The sequence below is a fragment of the Sphingomonas daechungensis genome (assembly GCF_014489495.1).
Taxonomy (GTDB): Bacteria; Pseudomonadota; Alphaproteobacteria; order Sphingomonadales; family Sphingomonadaceae; genus Sphingomicrobium; species Sphingomicrobium daechungense.
In genome coordinates this window covers 2,139,783-2,159,869 of record NZ_CP060780.1, presented here as the reverse complement: position 1 = coordinate 2,159,869, position 20,087 = coordinate 2,139,783, and the positions used below count along the sequence as shown (strand labels likewise).

Sequence of the window (20,087 nt, the reverse complement as noted above, 5' to 3'; positions counted from 1 at the left end):
GTCTTGAAGTCCGACCGGGTGGCCGCCGGCGTGCGGCTCACCAGGCAGCCTCGTAAAGCCGCTGGGCATCGTATTCGGTAATTTCGCAGGGATTGTTCACGAGCAGCCGCTTCTGCTTCATCGCTTCCCGCGCGAGCAAAGGAGCCTCGGCAATATCGATCCCATAGTCGCGGAGGCGTGTTGCTATTCCGCTTTCGGCGACCAACTGGTCGAGACGGTTAATGAGCAGCGCTGCACGAGCCTGACTGCCTCCCGATTCGCACTGAGGTACGACGATCGGCGCCAGCTCCGCGTAATGGTCGCGCGCCGCTTCGGCGTTGTGCTGGAGCACATGCCTCAGCATCAGGGCGTTGCTCACGCCGTGCGGGAGATGATGGAGCCCGCCGAGGGGGTAGGCGAGGGCGTGAACCCCAGCGACGGGGGCGTTCGAAAAGGCCGCACCGGCGAGGTGGGCACCAAGCAGCATCGCTTCGCGCGCGGCGATATTCGCCGGTTCCGTGCAGGCCGTGAGCAGATTCTCTGAAAGCAACCGAAGCGCTTCGCGGGCGAGAGCGTCCGAGATCGGGTTCTTGAGCCGCGCCGAGGTGTAGGCTTCCACTGCGTGGACGATTGCGTCGATTCCCGTTGCCGCGGTTACGCTGCGGGGAAGCCCTACGGTCAATTGCGCATCGAGCACCGCCCAATCTGCCGTCAGCGGGCGGGCGTTGACCGCAAGCTTCACGCCGCCCTCGCAAGTGATGACGGAGATTGGGGTCGCTTCGGACCCCGTGCCTGCCGTTGTCGGGACGAGGACCAGCGGGAGGCGTTGCCCCTTGGCGACGTCGACACCCCAGACCTCATCCAGATTGTCGCCGGAGCCAAGCAAGTAGGCGGCGAGCTTTGCCACATCCATCGGACTTCCGCCACCGAACCCAACGACGGAAGCCACCTGCGCGGATCGTCCAGTGTCCACCGCCGTCTCGACAGTCTGACGCGACGGATCAGCCTCGACCTCGTCGAACAGGACGACCTCGCGACCGCTTTCGATCAGTGCCTCGCGCGCCTTGTCGATCAGTCCAAGCCCGACGAGCTGTTCATCGGTGACGAACAAGACCGGACCTGGAGGCAGCAGATCGGCCAGGGTCTCAGACTGGCCGTCACCGGCGAGGAGCCTTGGCCCTGGGTGAAAGGAAAAACTGCGCATGGCGCGCAGCCTATCAACGCTTAGCCGAAATTCCCACCAAGGCCGCGTTCCAGGCGACCCATCAGCGCCCGGGCCGGGCTTGCGATCGGCTCCTCGGTGACGACGCCCTCGTCGATCCGTTTGATTCGCGCGTAAAGTTCGCTGCTGGCCTCGATCAGGTGCTGCGCCGAGGGCGGGAGCTTGGAGACAAGATCGGGCTCGCTCTCGGCGGCGTGGCCGAGCCGGCGCTCCGGCCGGCGTCCTTCGCGGCCGGACAGCTCTCCGCTCTCGACTGCCCGCTGCGTGAGCAGCCAGGCGACAATGTGCATGATCCGAGTCGTCACCTTCAGCGACTCACAGGCGAATCCGACCCGTACGAACGGCTCGAGCGTGCTGCGATCGTCGCGCCCGGCGTCGTCGAAATAGGACCGTGCCTCGTCGGCGAGCAGCATTGCCTCGGTGTAGAGGCTGTCGATCAGCCGCGACGTTATACGTGCTTCAGCCGGCGGATTGCTCGAATCGTCCATCCCGCAATGACTGCCATTGTTCTTCTGGCCTGAAAACGCATGAAACGCCGCTGAGAGGCGCGCGGCGGCGGAATTATCCCGTTACGGGACAGTAATCATGCGATGATGTCGGGCGTGCTACGGTCAACCAGAAGCTGGATCTGGTCCTTGAGCTGGAGCTTCCGGCGCTTGAGTCGGGCGATCTCCAGCTGATCGTACAAAGGCTCCGAAGAAAGGGAGACAATCTCCTCGTCGAGGCGCCGATGCTCGGCCTTCAATGCATCGATCTCTTCTCGGAGAGTGTCGTTCATTTGCTTCAAATCTTCCCTTCAACGGCAATAGCATTGTTGCCATCCGGGCGCGATGAGCCGCGACCCCAGTCGGCTGAGCAGACATCAACGATACGAGACAAACCGCCAGAAAAGTGTTTTACTACTGACGCTATCCAGTCGCATTCAAGGAAAGGAATGGCACCGATGGACAAGGCACATGCCGAGGAGCTCACATCTCAGCACGCTCACCTCGCCGCACAAATTGACGAGGAAGAGCACCGTCCGCTCCCCGACATGATCAAGCTCCATGAGCTCAAGAAAGAGAAGCTGAGACTCAAAGACGAACTAGCCGGCCACTTCCACTAGGAAGCGCCCGTTCGCGGGACGGCAATCAGTCGTCCCGCGACACTTTCTCGATCCGCTCGTGGCGCTCTTGCGCCTCCAGGGTCATCGTCGCAATCGGACGAGCCTCAAGGCGAGCAAGCGAAATCGGATCGCCAGTTACTTCGCAATAGCCATATTCGCCCTCGTAAAGGCGACGGATGGCACTATCGATCTTGGCGATCAGCTTGCGCTGGCGGTCACGAGTGCGGAGCTCGATGCCCCAGTCCGTTTCGCTTGATGCGCGATCGGCAATGTCGGGTTCGCGGAGCGAGTCGACCTGAAGCTGGGCCATCGTCTGGCGCGACTCTTCGACGATGTCTTCCTTCCAGTCTTTCAGCTTGTGAAGGAAGTATGCGCGGTGAAGATCGCACATGAACTCTTCGTCATCGCTCGGCCGGTAACCTTCGGCGAGGATGATACGGTCGAACGGTATCGGTTGACCGCCGTAAAGATCGACGAGTGCAGTAGCCATTTGGAACCCCTCCCAGCTCGGACCGAACGTGCTCCCCGAGCGCGCCGGACACCCCCGTATGCGCCGCCGCTGGCTGCGGCCGTGCCAACGGTGCAGCCGTGGCGGATTAGGTCGACTTTACCGGTACTTAGGAACCGGACTCAGTCGGTTTACCCCCACTCGCGCCTATAGATAAGCCGTTGGCGCTTAACAAGAACTGTCAAACGGGCAGTGAATAAATGACGATTCTGTTGCCGATTTAGCGCATGAGGCGCCATTGCCGGGTGTGCATCTGTCCCGCATAGGCACGGGCCATGCGAATTCTCCTGACGAACGACGACGGCATCAATGCGCGCGGGCTCGACCTGCTCGAGACGGTCGCTAGGCGATTCTCGGACGACATCTGGGTCGTTGCACCGACGGAGGAGCAGTCAGGTGCAGGACATTCGCTGACATTGACCCAGCCGGTCCGCGTTCGCCGTCACGACAATCGTCGTTTTTCCGTGACCGGCACACCGACCGACGCGGTCATGATGGCGCTGGCTCACATCATGAAGGAGTCGCCACCGGACCTGATCCTCTCGGGCATTAATCGGGGTGCCAATCTTGCCGAGGACGTCACCTATTCCGGCACGGTCTCCGCAGCGATGGAGGGCGCTCTCGCCGGCGTTCGTTCGATCGCGCTCAGCCAGGCCTATTCGCGTGAGGGGATGGGGACACGGTTCCGTTCGCGGCAGCCGAGGCCTGGGCAGAGAAGGCGCTCGCGCCGATCATCGACATGGACATGGCGGCGGGTTCCCTCGTCAACGTCAACTTCCCGGCGCTTCCGCCCGAGCAAGTGAAGGGGTTCGCGTCTGCCGTCAGGGAATTCGCGACTATGGCCGCCTTCGCCTGGTCGAGCGTCAGGACCCCGGGGCTACACTTACTTCTGGTTCGGGCTCGCCCCGGTTGTCGAGACGCCCGGGCACTCCACGGATCTGGAGGTGATCGCCGATGGCTACGTGTCGGTGACACCGCTGCACCTCGACCTGACGCACGATGCGTCGCTGGAGCATTTGCGGCAGCGCTTCGCCTGAACTCAGGCCTCGGGGTAGTGGATGGCCATTACTTCGTAGCTCTTCTCTCCCGCCGGCAACCGAACCGTCCGTTCATCGCCGACGCGCGCGCCGACCAACGCTCTCGCCAGGGGCGCGCTCCATCCGATCCTGCCGGCCGATGCATCCGCCTCGTCGTCGCCGACAATCGTCAACGTCCGGCGCAAATCCTCTTCGTCGGCGAGTTCGATCGTCGCTCCGAACCGGATCTGGTCGCGTGAGCCTTGCGCCGCCGGGTCGACGATCTTTGCGGCCTTCATCACCTTTGCGAGGAAGCCCAGCCTCCGATCGATCTCGCGAAGCTTCTTTCGCCCATAGATGTAGTCGCCGTTCTCGGAACGATCGCCGTTCGCCGCGGCCCAGGAGATCGTTTCGACTAGCTTCGGGCGCTCGTTTGAGAACAGCTCTTCATATTCGGCTCGCAACTTGGCGAAGCCGTCAGCGGTGATGAACCGCGGTTGCCCCTGACTCATGATCGGTTCTTAGCCTGGAGCGCTCTTGCCGAGGAAGCGGGAGACGTGAACGGCCTGCGTCGGATTGCTCGGGTTCATGCGGTCGTAAACGACGCTGTTCTCGATCACGCGCTGAACATAGGCCTTGGTCTCGCTGTAGGGGATCTGCTCGATCCATTGGAGCACGTCCTTGCGGCCGCGCGGATCGCCATATTGCCGTACCCATCGGCCCACCGCGCCGGAGCCAGCGTTATAGCTTGCGACCGCCAGCGGCGCATTCCCGTCCCAGATGTTGAGCATGCGCTGGAAATAGGCGGTACCGAGCGTGACGTTGTACGAAGGATCGGACGTCAGACGGTAACCGTCGTAGCCAAGGCCCATCTTCCCGGCCTGCTCGCGCGCAGTCCCGGGCATCAGCTGCATCATTCCGCGCGCGCCGGCGTGGCTGACCGCCGCACGGTCGAATGAGCTTTCCTGGCGCGTGATGCCGTGAGCGAGCGACCACATCCGCCCGCCCTGCACCGCTACCGGCAGGCGAGGGTAGGCCGTCTCGACGTAGAAGGCATTGCCCTTCACGCGCGCCATGCGGGCCACCCACACGCCGATATCCTGACGATCGACCCGCTGCCCGAATTGGGTCGCGAGAACGCGCTCTGCGTCGTTGTTCAGCGACTCTGCTAGCGCGCGAACGAACAAGGTCTGTTCGTCGCGTCGGCCTTGCGACCCAGTGATCTGGACGGCCTGGACCAGCCTGCGGTTTCCGAATTCGGCGCGTTGCGCGGGACTGACGGCGAACGTCGGCAGCGGCCCCGGGCGGGAATCGCACGCCCGAGCTGTTCCAGGGCGAGCTGTCCGTAGAAGAGTTCGGGGTAAACGGCCGCACGCTGGAAATAGGCGGTCGCGTCATTCCCTCGACGCGCCGAGAGGGAGGCCTTTCCGGCCCAGTAAAGACCCTTCGACAGGACCTGCAGCGACTTGCCGCCCCGCGAATAGCGGTCGAACATCACGACAGCGTCATTCGGGCGGTTGAGCCCGCTCCAGGCGGCGGTCCCGCCGAGCCACATCAATGACGTGTATTTGTCTCGTATTCCAAGCGGCTGATCGCTGACGTTCACGCCTGGCGGCAAGACATCGTCGGTCTGCCGCGTGATATTGTAGGCCAGCGTCCATGACCCGTCCTGCGCCGCGCCGTTGGCGAGCAGCAGCTGCATGTCCATGAAGCGCTCAGGGTCGACAGGGCGGTATCGAAAGTTGTGATCGCGAGCGAACAACTGGCGTGCAGACGATTCCCAATTCGCGTCGCGAAGGTACCGCGCGCGGTCCATCATCAGGCCGGCGTCTACGGTGACCTGGCCGATCACCGCCTGGTAGCGGGCTTCGGCGTCCGGCCAGCGGCTTTGCATCGCGACGCGCGCCGTGAAAGCGGCCTGCCTTGCCGGCGACGTCATCGCCAGGAAGCGCTGCGCGTCCGTCGGATCCTTGGCGAACAGAAGCGCGTCCGTCCGTTGGTCATGGTCCTGCACTGTGAAGTACCGCCCGTAGCGAGAGAGAATGCTCTGCTCGTCGTAGGCGCTGAGATCGGGAGAGGCCCATGCTGCCCGAGCGGCTGCCAGGGCCTCCGCGGTCCTGCCCGTAGCGCTAAGCGCATCGGTCAGACGGGCATAGCCGTTGCCGGTCTGCGGCTGCTGGTTCGAGAAGAATGCCAGAACCACGCCGGCATTCTCACCGGGGCGCATCGCCTTTTCCGCCAGCCGCGAAGCTTGGACTCTTCCGGCCAGCCGGGATTGGCATTCAGGAAGCGGGCATAGTCGGCAAATGTGTAACCGCTGTTCTGCCTCAGCCTGCGCCAGTCATTCAGCGAATAGCCGACGCTGGAGCCATAGGCGGGGGCCGCCATCGCCGTGCTCTGTGCGGGCACGGAATAGGGCGACTGCGTGGACCCTGCCGTCGATGTGACAAGCAGGACGGTGAGCGCGACACCTCTCATGCTGGACATTATCCGACCGCCCTCCTTATCAGTCCCTGAACACCCGCCGTGATTATCCACGTCGCGGAGTCCCTCGTGAAGGCGAAAAGTTGATGTTTTACGGGTCGATACCGGCACTGGTGACACCTTTTTCCGGCAACTGTGTCGATGAAGACTCACTTCTGGCATTCGTCGACTGGCAGATTGAGGAGGGAAGCAGCGCTCTCGTCCCTTGCGGCACCACGGGTGAGGTCGCGACGCTGACCAGCGAGGAGCAGCACGCGATCTTTCGGCTCGTCGTCGATCATGCGAGGGCAGGGTGCCCGTCATCGCGGGTTGTGGAAGCAATTCGACGGCCACCTGTCTCGACCATGTGAAGGCCGCGAAGGATGCTGGCGCGGATGGCGCATTGGTAGTCGTCCCGTACTACAATCGACCCAGCCAGGCGGGTCTCGTCGCGCATTTCCTTGCGGTTGCGGACGCTTCGGAGCTTCCGATCATCGTCTACAATGTGCCGGGGCGAACCGTGGCCGACATTTCGGTAGAATCGCTAGCAGAGATAGCCAGGCACCCGCGGATCGTGGGCGTGAAAGACGCAACGGGCAATTTGGCGCGGGTGACGGCGCAGCGGCTGACCTGCGGCGAGGACTTCTGCCAGTTGTCGGGCAATGACGACATGGCGCTCGGCTTCAACGCCATGGGCGGCGTCGGCTGCATTTCCGTGAGCGCAAACGTCGCGCCAAAGCTGTGTGCCGACTTCCAGTCCGCGACCCGCGAGGGGCGGTGGGACGACGCGCTGAAGCTGCAGGATCGCCTCTATCCGCTTCACGCGGCATTGTTTTCGGATGCATCGCCGGGACCGACCAAATATGCGTTGACCCGCGTGCGGCCGGGCTATCCTGAGGAGATGCGCTTGCCCTTGACCCCAGCCTCGGATGGGTCGAAGCGCGCGGTCGACAAAGCTCTGGAGCATGCAGGGCTGATCTGATCCCTATATAGTCTGACGTGTCCAAGCCCCTTCCAGCACCCTTCGACAAGAAAAAGGTCGTCGCCGAGAACCGGCGCGCGCGGTTCGACTATTTCGTCGACGACCGCGTCGAAGCGGGTATTGCTCTTGTCGGAACCGAGGTGAAGGCGCTCCGTCAGGGCGAAGGTTCGATTGCCGAGAGCTACGCCACCGTCGAGGGTGAGGAGGTCTGGCTGATCAACAGCCACATCCCGGAATACAGCCACGGCAATCGCCTGAATCATGAGCCGAGGCGGCAACGCAAGCTGTTGCTCAAAGGCCGCGAAATCTCGAAATTGCAGGGTGCGGTGCAGCGTCAGGGGCTGACGCTGGTGCCATTATCCATATATTTCAATTCTCGGGGAAGGGCGAAGGTCGAACTTGCACTCGCCCGAGGCAAGAAAGTGCATGACAAGCGCGACACGGTGAAGGAACGCGACTGGAAACGGGAGCAGCAGCGCCTGCTGAGAAACCGTGGCTAGGATCGCGGGCGCCATTCGCGGCTTCATGGCGAAGCACGCGCCGTCCCCGAAGACGTCCAGAATAGCCGCTGGCTGAAACCATTCGGACACCGGATCCGCAGATCCGATCTCTGGCGATTCACCCGACGTTCGGTTCCGCGCGGTGTTGCAGTCGGGCTGTTCGTAGGAATCTTCCTGATGGTGCCGGGGCTCCAAATTGTCGGCGCGGCTCTGTTCTGCATGCCGTTCAGGGCCAATGTCGCGATTGCCGCCGCGATGACGTTCCTATCCAATCCCGCGACGACGCCGTTCTTCTTGGTTGCAGCGGTCAACGTCGGCAGTCGAATGGGCTTCAAGGCCGATCTCACCACGCTCCAGGCGCTCGCCTCCACTCATGCCAGCGTCTGGCGCTGGATGGCATGGCTCGTTTCCGACGCTGCTCCTGCAATGGTCGCGGGCCTGGCCGTCATCGGCGGAGTCTTTGCGTTCGCAGGATATTGGGTGTCGCTCGTCGGATGGCGCTGGTGGGTCGCTCACAAATGGGGACAACGCCGGGCGATCGCGCGCGAGGGCGCACAGGTTCAAGAAATCTCCTGAGGGAAAACATCATATGAAGCATTGGATTGTCGCTCTTGCGGCGAGCACCGCGCTCGCCGGATGTGCCACCGCTCCGGCCGATATGCCGCCGCCGCCCGCGGAAACGACGCCACCGGCCGCCGAAGCGCCGCCCGCACCGAAGCCCACCTATGGCTCGTTCGGCATCGATACGGCGGGGATGGACACTGCGATCCGGCCCGGCGACGACTTCTACGGTTTTGCCAACGGCACCTGGGCCAAGAGTACTCCGATCCCGGCGGACAAGTCGAACTACGGCATGTTCACCGTTCTCGACGATCTGTCGCGGCAGCGCACCCGCGAGCTGATCGAGAATGCCGCGAAGGATCCGAACAGCAAGATCGGCAATGCCTACGCAAGCTTCCTCGATACGGCCGCGATCGAATCCAAGGCCTAGCCCCTTTGAGCCGTGGCTTGGGAAAATCCGCTCCGTGAAGTCGAAGGCTGAGTTGGATGCGCTCTACGCGCAGGCCAACCGCCTCGGCATTGGCGGTCCGTTCGGCATGTATATCGGCCAGGACGACAAGGCGCCCGAGAATTATGCGCTGACCCTGTTTCAGTCCGGGCTCGGCATGCCCGACCGCGACTATTATCTCTCCAACGATGCAAAGCTGGTCGAGACCCGCGCAAAGTATCTCCAGCACCTGACCAACGTTCTTACTCTCGCCGGCGAAGCCAATGCCGCCGCGCGCGCCAAGGCGGTTCTGGATCTAGAGACGAAGATCGCTCGCGTTCACTGGACCAAGACCGACAGCCGCGACGCCAACAAGACCTACAACAAGATGACTGTCGCCGAGCTTTCGAAGAAGGCTCCCGGCTTCAACTTCAAGGGCCTGCTCAGCGGCATCGGTGCGAACGTGGATAGCCTGATCGTCGCCCAGCCAAGCGCGGTCGCCGGCGAAGCCGCGATCGTGGCGAAGGCACCGATCGGCGTTCTCAAGGACCAATTGCTAGTCCAGTCGCTCGACGGATATTCCGCGTACCTGCCGTCCGCGTTCGACAAGGAATCCTTCGCTTTCTACGGCAACACTCTCAATGGCACGCCGGAGCAGGAGGCCCGCTGGAAGCGCGGCGTCGACTTCACGACCGCAGCGCTTGGTGACGATGTCAGCCAGCTCTACGTCGCGAAGTACTTTCCGCCGGAAACAAAGGCCGCCGCCGACCAGCTGGTGAAGAATGTCATCGCCGCGATGGACCGCCGCATCGATACGCTGGAATGGATGGCGCCGGAGACCAAGGTGAAGGCGCACGCCAAGCTCGCCGCCTTTACGCCGAAGATCGGCTACCCGAGCCAGTGGCGCGACATGAACGGGCTTCAGATCGACCGGAACGACGTGCTCGGCAATGCCATGCGCTCTGCCGAATTCGAGCATGCCTATGAGCTCGGCAAGCTCGGTGGACCGATCCGCCGCTGGGAATGGGGCATGACCCCGATGACGATCAACGCCTATGCCAATTTCGGCATGATCGAGATCGTCTTCCCGGCCGCGATCCTGCAGCCGCCCTTTTTCGATCCGAACGCGGACCCGGCCGTCAACTATGGCGGAATCGGCGCCGTCATCGGGCATGAGCTCAGCCACCATTTCGACGATCAGGGCGCGAAGTACGACAGCACCGGCAAGTTGATCGACTGGTGGACTCCAGGCGACACCAAGGCGTTTACCTCGCGCCTCGACAAGCTCGAGCAGCAGTACAATGCCTACGAGCCGCTGCCCGGCAAGCACGTCAACGGTAAGCTGACGATGGGTGAGAACGTCGCTGACCTCGCCGGCCTCACCGTCGCTCACGACGCCTACATCGCGTCGCTCGGAGGCAAGGAGCCGCCGGTCATCGACGGGATGTCCGCAGACCAGCGCTTCTATCTCGGCTGGGCACAGGTGTGGCGGCGTAACTATCGCGAGGCCAATCTGCTGAATCGCCTGCTGACCGATCCGCACTCGCCGTCGCCGCAGCGGACCGATATCGTCCGCAACATGGACCCTTGGTACCCGGCGTATAACGTCCAGCAGGGCCAGAAGCTTTACCTCGCACCGGCTGACCGCGTACGTATCTGGTAATGCTGCATCAGGAACTGCCACCGATCGCCGACCGTCCACTGGACGGCGGCGGTCGCTGGCTGCTTCCGGGTCTCGGCGCGGCGGCAGTCCTGAGCGTCGCCGCAATCTATTTTAGTGTTGGACCTATCCCCGCCCTTGTGCTGGCGCTCCTCGCGTTGGCGGGCGCTGTGGGAGGCCTAATCGCTTTTCGTGCTCCGCCAGAGAAAGCGCCCGTCGAGAGCATTGTTCAGGGGCCGGATTACGGCTTGGTGGGAGCGGCTCTCGCACTTTGCGATGAGCCTGCCGCGATCACATCGCCGGACGGTGCACTTCTCGCCGCCAATGAAGCTTATCGGACGCGGTTTGACGCTGTACCACCCCTGAAACTCCCCGCTGACGAGGAATCCACGCAGTCGATCCTGACTGCGGTATCCATGGCTTGGCGTGACGGCGCGGGCTGTGTTGCGGGCGTTGCGACACTTGCCGGTACAACTGCAGTCGAAGTCCAACGCGCCGGTCTTCGCAACGACATGCTTCTCTGGCGGTATCCGACGCCTCCGACCGCGGACCCAGTGTCGCTCGCGATCCAGGGTATTTCCGGAGTGGCCGGCGAACGCCTGTCGAAGGCCGGTGTATTGGCCGCCTTGGTCGACGCAGATGGTAAGCTCCTGGCTGCAAACAAGCTCTTCAGCGACCGCGCCATTCCGCCGGGTCAAATGGATGGTCCGCGCTTCGCGGAACTCGTTCACGTGTCGGACGACGGCCTCTTCCACCTGCCGGTCGAGGGCGAGACGGGAAGCGCGATGCGAGCGGTTCACGTGCCGGTAAACCCAGTTCAGCCCAACGGAATTGGCACGTTCCTCCTGTTCGACGATTCCGGTTCCTCATCGAGTTCTTCGAACCTGCAAGCCTTGTTGGACATGATGCCGATCGGCTTGGCGCTGGTTGACCGTGACGGTCGGTTCCTGACCATGAACCAGGCGTTCCGGACTGCGTCCGGGATGAAGGGGAAAGCGGTCTATCCTGGTGACCTGGTCGTCAAGGAAGACAAGGCCGCCGTTGCCGATGCGGTCCGACGCAATGCGCGCGGTCCGGCCATGTCGGGCGACATTGCGGTCCGACTGACCCGCGACCCGAAGGAGCCAGTTGCGCTCACGATCGCCGGTCTTCGCGGCCTCGGCGATGCGGCTGTCCTGCTGCTGCTCAAGGACAACAGCGAGGAAGCCAAGCTCAAGCGCCAGATCGCACAGGCGACCAAGATGCAGGCGGTCGGTCAGCTCGCCGGCGGCGTTGCGCACGACTTTAACAACATCCTGACCGCAATCATCGGCCACTGCGACCTGATGCTGATGCGGCACACGCCGGGCGACAGCGATTACGACGACATCCAGCAGATCAAGTCGAACTCGAACCGCGCCGCCGGTTTGACCCGCCAGCTGCTCGCCTTCTCGCGTCAGCAGACCCTGCGCCCGCAGGTGCTCCAGCTTCCCGACGTCGTCTCCGAAGTTTCGCATCTGCTGAAGCGGCTGCTCGGTGAGACGGTAGTTCTCGTCGTCAAGCACGGCCGTAGCCTTGGTGCAGTGCGCGCGGATCCGGGCCAGCTTGAGCAGGTGATCATCAACCTCGCGGTCAATGCCCGTGATGCGATGGCAGCCAAAAGCGGCGGCACGCTCACGATCCAGACCTACGCTGTCCGCGCCGACCAGGTGGCGGAACTGGGCTCCGAAATCCTGCCGATCGCCGACTATACGGCGCTATCGGTCAGCGACACGGGTTGCGGCATTCCACCTAGCGTGCTCGGCAAGGTGTTCGAGCCGTTCTTCACCACCAAGGAAGTGGGGAAGGGGACCGGTCTCGGACTCTCCACCGTCTACGGCATCGTGAAGCAGTCGGGCGGTTTCATCTTCGCGGATTCGAAGGTGGATGAGGGCACGAGGTTCATCATCTATTTGCCCGTCCACCACGCCGGGATGCACCGCAGGCGGCCAAGCCAACGAAGGCAACTGACAACGAGCTGTGGGGAAGCGGCACCGTTCTGCTTGTCGAGGACGAGCCCATGGTTCGCACCGTCGCCGAGAGGGCGCTCATCCGTCATGGCTACTCTGTGGTGACTGCGAACAATGGCTTCGAGGCGCTCGAAATCCTTGATCGCGGGATGAGTTCGTTTTGCTGATCAGCGACGTGGTCATGCCCGAAATGGACGGACCGACAATGGTTCGCGAGGCTCGCCAATCCCGGCCCGAGCTCCCGGTGCTCTTCATGTCCGGTTATGCCGAGGAGCAGCTGCGCAAGTCGATCGACATTGACAAGGTTGCTTTCCTGCCGAAGCCATTCTCCGTCCAGGAGCTGGCCGAAGCGGCGCGCAAAGCCCTTACGCCCGCGTAGCAAATAGGGCTTGCGGTCGCGCGGCGGCGGCTTATGCCTCACGCTTATGGGGCAGCGTAGCATCCTGGTTGTTGAGGACGAGCCACTGATCGCGATGATGCTCGAGGACTTCCTCGAGTCTCTCGGCCATTCAGTCACCGCAACTTGTGAATCCGTCGAGGACGCGATGGCGGTTGCCGATCAGGGCGGCTTCGACTGCGCGATCCTCGACGTGAACTTGAAGGGCGAAAGCGTCTGGCCGGTGGCCGAGCGCCTGCGTGAACAGCAGATTCCCTTCGTCCTTGCGACGGGTGGCCATGTCGATCCGCCTCCTGCCCAGTTCGCCAACGTGCCGGTGATCGAGAAGCCGTACACCGTGGACCGCGTAACGCCGGCGCTTGAGGCAGCGTTCGCCGTCTGAGCTTCTCGGCAGCAGCGAAGCATTCCATTGTAGGAATTGAAGGCGTAGTCCAACGCTGCGTACCCGTTCTCCCTAAGGCCACGCGAAAGGCGCTGCTCTCCGTGGCGTTAGTGACTTTACCGCCACATGTTCTCCTCTTGTTCTCTAAGAACAAAGCATGTACGAAAAGAATATGGGGCGGGGCTCGGCCGCCCGTTGACGAGAGGATGAGTAGCATGGCAGCGCAGCTCAAGGTCATCGGTAGCGGATTGGAAGTACCCGGAATGGATAGACAAAAGGCCCTCGAAGCAGCGCTCGCGCAAATCGATCGCGCGTTCGGCAAGGGCTCGGCAATGAAGCTCGGCAGCCGCGAGAAGATCGAGATCGAGACGATCTCGACCGGCAGCCTTGGGCTGGACATTGCGCTTGGCGTCGGCGGGCTTCCGCGCGGGCGCATCGTTGAGATTTACGGACCGGAAAGCTCGGGCAAGACGACCCTTGCGCTTCATGCGATTGCGGAAGCTCAGAAGAGCGGCGGAACGGCAGCATTCGTGGATGCCGAGCACGCGCTGGACCCCGTCTACGCCAGAAAGCTCGGCGTCGACATCGACGAGTTGATTGTCTCGCAGCCGGACACCGGCGAACAGGCGCTGGAGATTGTCGACACTCTGGTCCGCTCGAACGCGATCGACGTTCTGGTGATCGACTCCGTTGCGGCGCTGGTTCCAAGGGCGGAGATCGAAGGCGAGATGGGCGACAGCCACGTCGGCCTTCAGGCTCGCCTGATGAGCCAGGCGCTGCGCAAGCTGACCGGCTCGATCAGCCGCTCGCGCTGCCTGGTCATCTTCATCAACCAGGTCCGCATGAAGATCGGCGTCATGTACGGCAACCCGGAAACAACGACGGGCGGCAACGCGCTGAAGTTTTACGCGTCGGTGCGTCTCGACATCCGCCGCACGGGCCAGATCAAGGATCGCGACGATATCGTCGGCAACACGACCCGCGTGAAGGTCGTGAAGAACAAGGTCGCGCCGCCGTTCAAGCAGGTCGAATTCGACATCATGTACGGCGAGGGCGTGTCCAAGGTCGGTGAGATCCTCGACCTCGGCGTGAAGGCCGGCCTGGTCGAAAAGTCGGGCGCCTGGTTCAGCTATAACTCGATCCGGATCGGTCAGGGCCGTGAGAACGCCAAGGTCTATCTCAAGGAAAATCCCGACGTTGCCGAGCGCCTCGACCGGGCGATCCGCGGCAAGACCGAGGAAGTCGGCGAAGCGTTGATGGTCGGACCTTCACCCGAAGACGACATCGCCGCAGAATAATCCCTAGGCCTCCGCGGCGGCGGGCGGCTCCGGCTGCTCGCTCGCCGCGGTCGGTCCGGCAAAGAGGCGCCCGGGTTCCGTCAGGACGACGAAGGCCGATCCGGCCAAGGCGCAGCCTGCCATTCCCCAAAGGAACGGCAGCACCGTCCCGTTGAAGGCTTGCCCAATAGCGTAGCCGATGATTGCTGCGCCGATCGTGCCGACCACGCCCTGAACGGACGAGGCAGTGCCGGCGATGGCTGCCATCCGATCCATCGCCAGCGTGCTGAGGTTGGACGAGGCGAAGGCAAAGCAGACCATCGTCAGCGCCTGGAGGATTATGAAAGTCACCAGGCTTTCATGTCCGCTCACCCCTACGGCGAGATGGACCAAAGCGACCGCGAGAAAAGCTGCGGAAGCTCCGTGGCCAACGCGCCTCAGTCCGAAGCGGCCAACCACCCGCGCGTTGGTCCATGAAGCCAGCGCCATCGGCGCCGCGATCGCTCCAAAAACGAGGCCCAGCAGATGCGGCTGGTGAAACGCCTCCGCGACAATCTGCTGGATCGAGCTGATGTATGCGACGAGCGCTCCGAACGTGGCCGTCAGGGCAAGGGTATAGCCACGCGAGAGCGGCTCCTTGACCGCCTCGACGGCTGCGCTGATGATTTCGTCGGGCGCCAGACTTCGGCGATACTCGGGGTGCAGGGTCTCAGGCAGGCGGACCCACGACCAGGTAAGCATCAGCAGGCCGTAACCCGCGAAGACAAGAAAGATTGCGCGCCAGCTTCCGAAGAGCAGGATGACCTGCCCGATGCTCGGAGCAAGGACGGGCACGACCATGAACACCATGAAGACCAGGCTCATGACCCGCGCCATGGCTTCGCCCTCGAACAGGTCGCGCACCATCGCCACGACCAGCACCCGTGTCACCGCCGCGGATGCGCCCATCGCGACGCGTCCGGCGATCAGCAGCGGAAAGCTGCCTGCGAGACCGCATAGCAAGGCGAACAGCATGTAGAGCGCGACGCCCGCGGCGAGGATGGGCTTGCGCCCGAAACGGTCGGCCAGCGGGCCCCAAATCAGCTGGGTCGAGGCAAACCCGACGAAATAGGCGACGATGACCAGCTGCTGGTCATTCTCATGCACGACGTGAAGCGACCACCCGATGTCGGGCAGGGCCGGCACCATTGCGTCGATGGCAAAGGCGTTCAGGGCCATCAGTCCCGCGAGAAGTGCGATCGTCTCGCGCGGACCGGGCCGTGGCCCGGAACCCGGCAGCTGATGCAGATTGAACGGCATAGTGCCTGCTGGCCGAACTGATCGCGGCATGCAACAGTCAGTCCTTCGAAGGGGGTCGAACATGACAGCACTGAAGCTTTCTCGCCGTGCGCTGATGCAAAGCGGAGGTGCGCTCGCGCTGACGTCGTTCATCCCTGATCGCATCGCTGCGGCGGCAAGCGCCGACATCGCGCCGGTCAAGTTGCCTCCACCAATCTCAGCCGAAGAGCGACTCTCGCGCCTCGCGAGAGCCCGTGAATTGATGCAGAAGAACGGGATCGGCTCCGTGCTCGTCGAAGCCGGTCCAAGCCTCGACTACTTCACCGGCATCCAGTGGTGGCGGAGTGAGCGGCTAACGGCTGTCGTCATTCCCGCGCAGGGCGAGCCAATTGTCGTCACTCCGTTCTTCGAGGGTCCTTCGATCCGGGAGATGCTGGTCGTTCCGGCCGAGGTTCGAGCATGGCAGGAAGACGAGGAGCCGCTGAAGCTGGTGGCCGATTTCCTCAAGGAACGTGGCGTCGCAAACGCTCCGATCGGCTTCGAAGAGACCAACCGCTATTTCATCATGAACCGGCTGCAAAGGCAGCTTCCCGATGCCAAGATCGTCAGTGCAAACCCGGTCGTCCGGCAGGTGCGGATGATCAAGACTCCGGCGGAACTGGCGCTGATGCAGGCGGCGGCCGACATCACCGTCAATGCTTTCAGGAGCATTCACCCGAATATCCGCGAAGGCATGACGCCCGCTGACATCGACATGCTCTACGTGGCTGCCGTCGAAGCGCAGGGCGGAAAGACGGACGGCGGCCTGATCCTGCTCGGGGAGGCGGCGGCCTATCCGCACGGTTCAGGGAAGCCGCAGCATGTGCGCAAGGGTGAAGTCGTCCTGCTCGATTGCGGCTGCGATGTTCATGGTTATCAGTCGGACATCTCCCGCACGTTCGTTTATGGCGGCGCCCCGTCGGCCGATCAGCGCAAGGTGTGGGAGCAGATGCGCCGAGGCCAGGACATCGCGATGGCCGCAGCCAAGGTGGGTGCTCCCGCTGGCAGTGTCGATGACGCCGTTCGCAGCGCTTACGAAAGCTGGGGCTATGGTCCCGGCTACAAGCTACCGGGAACGTCGCACCGGACTGGCCACGGGATCGGCATGGAGGGTCACGAGCCCGTCAATCTCGTTCATGGCGAGATGACCCCGCTGGCACCTGGCATGTGCTTTTCGAACGAACCCGGAATCTATCTTCCCGGCAAGTTTGGCATTCGTCTCGAGGACTGCTTCCACATGACCGAGGCGGGCCCCAAGTGGTTCACCGTCCCACCGCCGAGCATCGATCGCCCGTTCGATTAAAAGTGATCGTCGATCGGCTTGGTCCGGGCAACATGTGACGGAGCATGCGGCGGCTCGATGTCGGCGGGCTCCTCGGGGTCGAGATCGCCCTCCCATTTTGCAACCACCGTGGCGGCCACCGCATTGCCGACGACGTTGGTTGCCGACCGGCCCATGTCGAGGAAGTGATCGACCGCAAGGATCAAAAGCAGGCCGGCTTCCGGAATGCTGAACATCGACATGGTCGCTGCGATCACCACCAGGCTGGCGCGCGGGACCCCAGCCATGCCCTTCGACGTGATCATCAAGACCAGGAGCATGGTGATCTCCTGGCCGAGGGTCAGGTCGATGCCATAGGCCTGCGCGATGAAGATCGTCGCAAAGGTCATGTACATCATCGACCCGTCGAGATTGAACGAATAGCCGAGCGGCAGGACGAAGCTCGCAATGCGCGGGGGCACGCCGAAGCGATCGAGTGCCTCCAGAGTTCGGGATAGGCTGCTTCGCTGGAGGCGGTGGAAAAAGCGAGGACGACGGGGTCTCGAATGTAGCGGACGAGATGTCTTGTCCGGGACCGACGATCACGAAGGCCGCTGCAATGAGCAACGTCCACAGGATCGCGAGGCCTAGGTAGAAGCTGCCAACGAATTTGCCGAAAGTGAGCAGGATCTCCGGCCCCTTTTCGGCGATCGAGCTGGTGACGGCAGTAAACACCGCCAGCGGGGCGAAGCGCATCACGTAATCGGTGACCTGCAGCATCACCTTCACCAACGACTCCACGCCCTTGACGATTGGCTTGCCGGCATCACCGATCGCCGTCAGCGCCACGCCGAAGAAGATCGAGAAGATCACGATCGGCAGGATTTCATTCGAGCTCATTGCCTCGAAGATCGACGCGGGCACGAGGTGCGTCACAAAATCCTTGAGATTGAAAGCTGCCGTCTCCACGCCACTCGCCGCCGTCGTCGGAGGTAACGGCAGGTTCAGCCCGACACCCGGTTGCAGCAGGTTGACGAGGATCAGGCCAAGGGTCAGCGAAACGAGGCTGGCAAGGATGAACCAGATCAGCGAGCGCAGACCGACACGACCAAGCGCCGCAATGTCTCCCATGTGGGCAATACCCGCGACCAAAGTCGAGAAGACCAGCGGGGCAATGATCATCTTGATCAGGCGCAGGAAAAGCGCCGTCACGATACTGAGATAATCGGCAATCTGCTTGAGCGTTTCGGCGCTTTCGGGCGAACCGTCGTCGATCGCGGAATTGATCGCCCAGCCGGCGATGACGCCGAGCAGCAAGGCCAGCAAGATGAACCGCGTCAGTCGCTTCGCCACACCATCACCTTCAAAGCCGAAACAGTTTGAGACCCAAGCGGTTGAGCCTCTCCGCGTCAAGCCGCGCTGCTTCACAGCCCGCGCTGCTCCCGCTAGTCGAGCGCCGATGGCCGATTCCGAAAAGGCGAACTTGCTCGAATTCGGGCGGCACGTGCTTCGCGACGAGGCGCGTGCCTTGGATGCGCTGGCCGAGGGCCTTGGTGAGGCTTTTGAGCACGCTGTCGACCTGATCGTCGGGTGCCGTGGCAAGCTGATCGTCGCCGGGCTCGGGAAGTCCGGGCACATCGGTCGCAAGATTTCCGCGACGTTCGCTTCGACCGGAACGACTTCGGTCTTTCTGCACCTCGCAGAAGCCATTCATGGCGATCTTGGAATGGCAGACTCCGGCGATGTCGCCATTCTGATCTCGCTTAGCGGGGAAACGGCCGAGTTGGAGCCGGTCATCGATCACTTCAGTGCCGTGTCCATCCCGGTTATCGGCATCACCGGCAATTCCCACTCGCTGCTTGCCAGAGCGGCCTCAGCGCCTCTGCTGTTGCCGCAATGGCGGGAAGTGGGACCGGAGAGCGTCGCCCCGACGACCTCCACGACGATGTCGCTCGCGCTCGGAGACGCCCTTGCCATGACGGTCATGCACCTCAAGGGGTTCGACAGGAGCGACTTCGGCCGTCTCCACCCCGGTGGAGCCTTGGGCGCCAGATTGAAGCCCATCAGCAGGGTCATGCACTCCGGCAATGAGGTTCCGCTGACCCGCGCTGATAGCGCAATGCGCGACGTGATCGTCGAAATGACAGCCAAGCGCCTCGGCGTGGTCGGAGTGATCGACGGCGAGGGCTATCTCGTCGGCGTCATCACTGACGGTGATCTGAGGCGACACATGGAGGAGGGCTCGATCATACGGCGAGCGAGTTCATGACCGGCAGTCCGAAAACGATTAGGTCAGACGCGTTAATCGACGACGCATTGGCGATGTTCGACGAACATCGGATCACGACTTTGTTCGTCGTCGAAGGCAAGGACGAGCGGCGGCGGCCGATCGGCATCCTCCATATCCACGATTGTCCGGTGACCCGATGAACACTGTTATCCTGATTCCCGCTCGCTTCGCGTCGACGCGATATCCCGGAAAGCCCCTTGTCGAGCTGAAAGGAGTCGGCGGCGTCGCGAAGCCGTTGATTCAGCGAAGCGTCGAGGCGGCACGCCGCGTTTCGGGCGTCTCCGGCGTTTACGTCACAACCGATGACGAGCAGATCGCCAATGCCTGCAACAATTTCGGAGTGGGGTCATCATGACGTCCCCGAATGCCGCAACGGCACCGAGCGCTGTGCCGAGGCGCTCGCTTCACTTCACGACCCGGACTTGATCATCAATTTCCAAGGCGACGCATTGCTTACGCCTCCCGGCTTCGTCGAATCCCTGATCGCGCGGATGCGCGACGACAGCGATGCTCTGGTGGCTACCCCAGCGATGCGATTGCGGAGCGATGAGGTTCGAGCGCTACAGGCCGAGGAAGCGGCTGGTCGCGTCGGGGGACTTCGGTCGTGACGGACGGGCAAGGATACGCCCTCTATTTTTCCAAGCGGTTGATCCCGCACCTTCCGGATGGATCATTGTCGGACGGGCTGTCGCCTGTCCGCCTGCATGTCGGGTCTACGCCTACCGACCGGAAGCGCTCGAACGATATGCGGC

Annotated in this window: 19 protein-coding genes and 5 pseudogenes; 14 read left to right on the top strand and 10 right to left on the bottom strand. The window is 62.7% G+C overall.

Features of this window, described 5'->3' with window-relative positions; genetic code table 11:
• Positions 1-37: 37 nt before the first annotated feature.
• From H9L15_RS11585 to H9L15_RS11575, 3 genes are all read right to left on the bottom strand, one after another.
• A complete protein-coding gene (locus tag H9L15_RS11585) occupies positions 38-1,183 on the bottom strand; it encodes an iron-containing alcohol dehydrogenase (RefSeq protein ID WP_187714178.1) in 1,146 nt (381 codons plus the stop codon).
• Between the two features lie 20 nt (positions 1,184-1,203).
• Entirely contained in the window at positions 1,204-1,689 is a 486-nt protein-coding gene (locus H9L15_RS11580) for a DUF1465 family protein (protein ID WP_187714177.1), read from the bottom strand.
• Positions 1,690-1,784: 95 nt separating this feature from the next.
• Positions 1,785-1,979: a YdcH family protein gene (locus H9L15_RS11575; protein ID WP_187714176.1), complete on the bottom strand. Its 195-nt coding sequence runs from the start codon at positions 1,977-1,979 to the stop codon at positions 1,785-1,787.
• A 165-nt stretch (positions 1,980-2,144) separates the two neighbouring features.
• On the opposite strand from H9L15_RS11575, the gene H9L15_RS11570 reads away from it, so the two are divergent.
• The gene (locus tag H9L15_RS11570; RefSeq protein WP_187714175.1) at positions 2,145-2,306 is read left to right on the top strand and encodes a YdcH family protein; all 162 of its coding nucleotides are present in this window, start codon (positions 2,145-2,147) and stop codon (positions 2,304-2,306) included.
• Between the two features lie 25 nt (positions 2,307-2,331).
• Here the strand turns inward: H9L15_RS11570 and dksA are convergent, their stop codons facing one another.
• Entirely contained in the window at positions 2,332-2,796 is a 465-nt protein-coding gene (gene dksA, locus H9L15_RS11565; protein ID WP_187714174.1) for an RNA polymerase-binding protein DksA, read from the bottom strand.
• A 293-nt stretch (positions 2,797-3,089) separates the two neighbouring features.
• Here dksA and surE point away from each other — a divergent pair.
• Positions 3,090-3,851: pseudogene (gene surE, locus H9L15_RS11560) on the top strand (5'/3'-nucleotidase SurE).
• A 2-nt stretch (positions 3,852-3,853) separates the two neighbouring features.
• Here the strand turns inward: surE and greB are convergent.
• Genes greB through H9L15_RS11540 form a run of 4 tightly spaced genes read right to left on the bottom strand, consistent with a single transcriptional unit; the run spans position 3,854 to position 6,317 of the window.
• Entirely contained in the window at positions 3,854-4,342 is a 489-nt protein-coding gene (gene greB / locus H9L15_RS11555) for a transcription elongation factor GreB (protein ID WP_187714173.1), read from the bottom strand.
• 9 nt (positions 4,343-4,351) lie between these two features.
• Positions 4,352-5,017, bottom strand: a complete 666-nt coding sequence (locus tag H9L15_RS11550) for a lytic transglycosylase domain-containing protein (RefSeq protein WP_187714172.1) — start codon at positions 5,015-5,017, stop codon at positions 4,352-4,354.
• A complete protein-coding gene (locus tag H9L15_RS11545) occupies positions 4,999-6,057 on the bottom strand; it encodes a hypothetical protein (protein WP_187714171.1) in 1,059 nt (352 codons plus the stop codon). Before H9L15_RS11545 ends, H9L15_RS11550 begins: the two co-directional genes overlap by 19 nt.
• Positions 5,973-6,317, bottom strand: a complete 345-nt coding sequence (locus H9L15_RS11540; RefSeq protein ID WP_187714170.1) for a hypothetical protein — start codon at positions 6,315-6,317, stop codon at positions 5,973-5,975. The genes H9L15_RS11545 and H9L15_RS11540 overlap by 85 nt, the downstream gene beginning before the upstream one ends.
• A gap of 83 nt (positions 6,318-6,400) precedes the next feature.
• Between H9L15_RS11540 and dapA the strand changes: the two are divergent.
• The 7 genes and pseudogenes from dapA (at position 6,401) to recA (ending at position 14,488) form a co-directional block, all read left to right on the top strand.
• Positions 6,401-7,275: pseudogene (gene dapA / locus H9L15_RS11535) on the top strand (4-hydroxy-tetrahydrodipicolinate synthase).
• 17 nt (positions 7,276-7,292) lie between these two features.
• Positions 7,293-7,775 carry an SsrA-binding protein SmpB gene (gene smpB / locus H9L15_RS11530; RefSeq protein WP_187714169.1) on the top strand — a complete coding sequence of 161 codons (483 nt, stop codon included), beginning with the start codon at positions 7,293-7,295 and terminating at the stop codon, positions 7,773-7,775.
• A gap of 72 nt (positions 7,776-7,847) precedes the next feature.
• Complete coding sequence (locus H9L15_RS11525; RefSeq protein WP_187715888.1) at positions 7,848-8,351, top strand: DUF2062 domain-containing protein; 504 nt, start codon at positions 7,848-7,850, stop codon at positions 8,349-8,351.
• A gap of 13 nt (positions 8,352-8,364) precedes the next feature.
• Positions 8,365-10,426, top strand: a pseudogene (locus H9L15_RS11520) (M13 family metallopeptidase).
• Positions 10,426-12,790 (top strand): annotated as a pseudogene (locus H9L15_RS11515) (response regulator). Before H9L15_RS11520 ends, H9L15_RS11515 begins: the two co-directional pseudogenes overlap by 1 nt.
• Before the next feature lie 46 nt (positions 12,791-12,836).
• Entirely contained in the window at positions 12,837-13,190 is a 354-nt protein-coding gene (locus H9L15_RS11510; protein ID WP_187714168.1) for a response regulator, read from the top strand.
• A gap of 215 nt (positions 13,191-13,405) precedes the next feature.
• Positions 13,406-14,488, top strand: a complete 1,083-nt coding sequence (gene recA / locus H9L15_RS11505) for a recombinase RecA (RefSeq protein ID WP_187714167.1) — start codon at positions 13,406-13,408, stop codon at positions 14,486-14,488.
• Between the two features lie 3 nt (positions 14,489-14,491).
• On the opposite strand, the gene H9L15_RS11500 is transcribed toward recA, so the two are convergent.
• The gene (locus H9L15_RS11500) at positions 14,492-15,766 is read right to left on the bottom strand and encodes a multidrug effflux MFS transporter (protein WP_187714166.1); all 1,275 of its coding nucleotides are present in this window, start codon (positions 15,764-15,766) and stop codon (positions 14,492-14,494) included.
• A gap of 61 nt (positions 15,767-15,827) precedes the next feature.
• Here H9L15_RS11500 and H9L15_RS11495 point away from each other — a divergent pair, with 61 nt between their 5' ends.
• Positions 15,828-17,087, top strand: a complete 1,260-nt coding sequence (locus tag H9L15_RS11495; RefSeq protein WP_187714165.1) for a M24 family metallopeptidase — start codon at positions 15,828-15,830, stop codon at positions 17,085-17,087.
• Here the strand turns inward: H9L15_RS11495 and H9L15_RS11490 are convergent.
• A pseudogene (locus H9L15_RS11490) lies at positions 17,084-18,398 on the bottom strand (dicarboxylate/amino acid:cation symporter). The gene H9L15_RS11495 and the pseudogene H9L15_RS11490 overlap by 4 nt on opposite strands.
• A gap of 106 nt (positions 18,399-18,504) precedes the next feature.
• On the opposite strand from H9L15_RS11490, the gene H9L15_RS11485 reads away from it, so the two are divergent.
• Genes H9L15_RS11485 through H9L15_RS19770 form a run of 4 tightly spaced genes read left to right on the top strand, consistent with a single transcriptional unit; the run spans position 18,505 to position 19,943 of the window.
• Positions 18,505-19,314: a KpsF/GutQ family sugar-phosphate isomerase gene (locus H9L15_RS11485; protein ID WP_223276197.1), complete on the top strand. Its 810-nt coding sequence runs from the start codon at positions 18,505-18,507 to the stop codon at positions 19,312-19,314.
• Complete coding sequence (locus H9L15_RS17760; protein ID WP_223276196.1) at positions 19,311-19,475, top strand: CBS domain-containing protein; 165 nt, start codon at positions 19,311-19,313, stop codon at positions 19,473-19,475. The genes H9L15_RS11485 and H9L15_RS17760 overlap by 4 nt, the downstream gene beginning before the upstream one ends.
• Positions 19,472-19,690 carry a cytidylyltransferase domain-containing protein gene (locus tag H9L15_RS19775; RefSeq protein ID WP_317617508.1) on the top strand — a complete coding sequence of 73 codons (219 nt, stop codon included), beginning with the start codon at positions 19,472-19,474 and terminating at the stop codon, positions 19,688-19,690. The genes H9L15_RS17760 and H9L15_RS19775 overlap by 4 nt, the downstream gene beginning before the upstream one ends.
• A complete protein-coding gene (locus tag H9L15_RS19770) occupies positions 19,656-19,943 on the top strand; it encodes a glycosyltransferase family protein (protein ID WP_317617507.1) in 288 nt (95 codons plus the stop codon). Before H9L15_RS19775 ends, H9L15_RS19770 begins: the two co-directional genes overlap by 35 nt.
• Positions 19,944-20,087 lie beyond the last annotated feature (144 nt).